This window comes from bacterium (genome assembly GCA_036524115.1).
In the GTDB taxonomy this organism is placed as follows: domain Bacteria; phylum JAUVQV01; class JAUVQV01; order JAUVQV01; family DATDCY01; genus DATDCY01.
The window spans coordinates 1-2,987 of record DATDCY010000282.1; the positions used below are offsets into that span (position 1 = coordinate 1).

4 protein-coding genes are annotated in these 2,987 nt (G+C 73.4%); all 4 read right to left on the reverse strand.

The window, feature by feature from the left end:
* Nucleotides 1-826 (reverse strand): sulfate ABC transporter permease subunit CysT (cysT, locus tag VI078_13565; protein HEY6000312.1); only part of this gene is annotated, 826 nt, incomplete at its 3' end.
* On the reverse strand, nucleotides 823-1,839 hold the full coding sequence (locus VI078_13570) for a sulfate ABC transporter substrate-binding protein (protein HEY6000313.1): 1,017 nt from the start codon (nucleotides 1,837-1,839) through the stop codon (nucleotides 823-825). The genes VI078_13570 and cysT, both read right to left, overlap by 4 nt.
* Nucleotides 1,840-1,935: 96 nt before the next feature.
* A complete protein-coding gene (locus VI078_13575) occupies nucleotides 1,936-2,391 on the reverse strand; it encodes an Rrf2 family transcriptional regulator (GenBank protein HEY6000314.1) in 456 nt (151 codons plus the stop codon).
* A gap of 17 nt (nucleotides 2,392-2,408) precedes the next feature.
* Nucleotides 2,409-2,987 (reverse strand): cobalamin-dependent protein (locus VI078_13580; GenBank protein ID HEY6000315.1); only part of this gene is annotated, 579 nt, incomplete at its 5' end.

Genomic DNA, 2,987 nt, shown 5'->3' on the forward strand with positions numbered 1-2,987 from the left:
ATCCGCGCGCGGGCGCGCCGGCCCGCCCCTCCCGCTGCAGCGCGCCGACGGCCAGCAGCAGCCCGGCGGCGAAGAGCAGCATCAGCACGGCGACCGCGGTCGCCCCCGCGTAGTCGTACTGCTCGAGCCGCGCCAGGATCAGGAACGGCACCGTCTCGGTGCGCAGCGGCAGGTTTCCCGAGATGAAGACGACGGTCCCGTACTCGCCGAGGGCCCGCGCGAACGCGAGCACCGCGCCGCTGAGCACGGCCGGCGCCGCCTGCGGCAGGATGACGCGGCGGAAGGTCTGGAGTCGGCCCGCGCCGAGCGAGGCCGCGGCCTCCTCCAGCGCCGGGTCGAGGTCCTGGAGCACCGGCTGGACCATGCGCACGACGAAGGGGAAGCCGATGAAGATCAGGGCGACGACCACGCCCAGCGGCGTGAACGCGACCTTGACCCCTGCCGCGGCCGCGAGCCGCCCGAGCCAGCCGTTGTCCGACCAGAGGGCGGTCAGCGCGATCCCCCCGACCGCGGTCGGCAGGGCGAACGGCAGGTCGACGAGCGCGTCGACGGCCTGGCGGCCCGGGAAGCTGTAGCGCACGAGCACCCAGGCGACGAGAAAGCCGAAGACCGCGGTGAAGGCCGCCGCGGCAAGCGAGGCGCCGATGCTCAGCCGGAAGGCCGAGAGCACGCGCGCCGACACCAGCGCCTTCTGGAGCCCCTGGATGCTGAAGGAGGCGGTCCCCGTGAAGAGCGTCGCGAGCGGCACGACGACCACGAGGCCGAGGTACAGCAGCGTGAAGCCGAGCGTGAGACCGAAGCCCGGCAGCACGCCGGCGCGTCTCACCGCGCGGCCCCCGTGAGCTGATCGAAGACGCCGCCCTCGGCGAAGTGCCGCGCGTGCGCCTTCTCCCAGCCGCCGAAGACCGCGTCGACCGTGAACATCCGTACCTGCGGGAGTGCGGGCGCGCCCGCCGGCGCGGTCCGCGGCCGGAAGTGGTGCTTCGCGGCGATCCGCTGGCCCTCCTCGCTGCCGAGGTACGTGAGGTAGCCTTCCGCGACCGCGCGCGTCCCGCGCTTGTCGACGACCTTGTCCACGACGGCGACGCTCGGCTCGGCGAGGATGCTCACCGACGGGACGACGATCTCGAACTTTCCCTTGCCGACCTCCTCGACGGCGAGGTAGGCCTCGTTCTCCCACGCGACGAGCACGTCCCCGATGCCGCGCTGCAGGAACGTCGTCGTCGAGCCGCGGGCGCCGGTGTCGAAGACCGGCACGTTCTTCAGGATCTTCCCGACGAACTCGCGGGCCCTCGCGTCGTCGCCCCCGCTCTTCCCGAGGGCGTACCCCCACGCCGCGAGATAGTTCCAGCGGGCGCCGCCGGAGGTCTTCGGGTTGGGGGTGATCACGGCGACGCCGTCGCGCGCCAGGTCATCCCAGTCGCGGATCTTCTTCGGGTTGCCGGCGCGCACGACGAAGACCACCGTGGAGGTGTAGGGCGCGCTGTTGTTCGGCAGCCGCTGCTGCCACCCGGGCTTGACGAGGCCGCCGTTCTTCACGAGCGCGTCGATGTCGTAGGCGAGCGCGAGAGTCACGACGTCGGCCTCGAGGCCGTCGATCACCGCCCGCGCCTGCTTGCCCGAGCCGCCGTGCGACTGGCGCACGGTCACGTCCCGCCCGGCGGTCGCCTTCCAGTGCTTCGCGAATGCGGCGTTGAACTCCTGGTACAGCTCGCGCGTCGGGTCGTAGGAGACATTGAGGATCGTCTGCGCCGCCGCGGGTGCCGCCGCGAGCAGCAGGGCGGCGGCCAGTGCCGCGCCGCGGCGCGCCGCCGCGCGTGGGGGATGCGCCTGTGCCATGGTGCCATGCCCTCCCTGTGTCCGGGTGCCGCCGTGGGGCGGCCGCGTGGATAACAGTCTATCGACAACATAGACTGATGTCAACGGAAAGACGGGTCAGCGGTGGTGGCGAACGGGCTTTCTCGTCGCGTGCCCGGCGGCATCTCGCAGCGCGTCCGCGAGCGTCGTCGCGTCGAGGACCTCGCTGATCGCGTCGCGCACGCGCTTCATCACCCCGTGGACCTCGCAGGTCTCCTCGCTCGCGCACTCCTCGCAGGGGCGGTACGCCGTGACGCTGACGCAGGCGACGGGGGCGAGCGGGCCGTCCATGATCCGCACGATCTCGCCGAAGCTGACCTCGCCCGCCGGGCGCGCCAGCGCGTAGCCGCCGCCGCGCCCCTTGCGGCTGACGAGGATGCCGCGGTTCTTCATCGTGAGCAGGATGCTCTCGAGAAACTTCTTGGGGATGCGCTCGGTCTCGGCGATGTCGGCGATGAGCACCGCCTCGCCCTCGCCGCGCCGCGCGAGGTGCAGCGCCGCCTTGAGCGCGTACTTGGCCTTCTTCGTCAGCATCGCCCCGCGCTCCCTCTTTAGCGCCGGCCGCGGCGCGTCCCCAGCAGCTCGAGCACCCGTCGCGCCGCGTCCGGTATGCGGCTGCCCGGGCCGAAGACCGCGCCGACGCCCGCCGCCGCCAGCGCGGCGTAGTCCTGCGGCGGCACGACGCCGCCGACGACCACGAGCGTCTCGCCCGCCCCCGCCGCGCGCAGCCCCTCGACCACCAGCGGCACGAGCGTCAGGTGCCCGCCGGCGAGGCTCGAGACGCCGACGACGTGCACGTCGTTCTCGATCGCCTGCCGCACGACCTCCTCGGGCGTCGCGAAGAGCGGCCCGAGGTCGACGTCGAAGCCGGCGTCCGCGAACGCGCTCGCCACGACCTTCGAGCCGCGGTCGTGCCCGTCCTGGCCGATCTTGGCCACCAGCAGGCGCGGGCGGCGCCCCTCCGCCTCGGCGAAGGCCGCGACGGCGGCGCGCAGCTCGGCGAACTCGCCCGCGTCGCCCCAGCCCGCGCCGTAGATGCCGGCCGCGACCGAGACGTCCGCCTTGTGGCGCCCGTAGACCCACTCCAGGGCGTCGGAGATCTCGCCGACGGTGGCGCGGGCGCGCGCGGC

Excerpts from the sequence above, each read along its gene's own strand:
- VI078_13570 (HEY6000313.1), bottom strand. The coding sequence starts at position 1,839 with ATGGCACAGGCGCATCCCCCACGCGCGGCGGCGCGCCGCGGCGCGGCA.
- VI078_13575 (HEY6000314.1), bottom strand. The coding sequence starts at position 2,391 with ATGCTGACGAAGAAGGCCAAGTACGCGCTCAAGGCGGCGCTGCACCTC.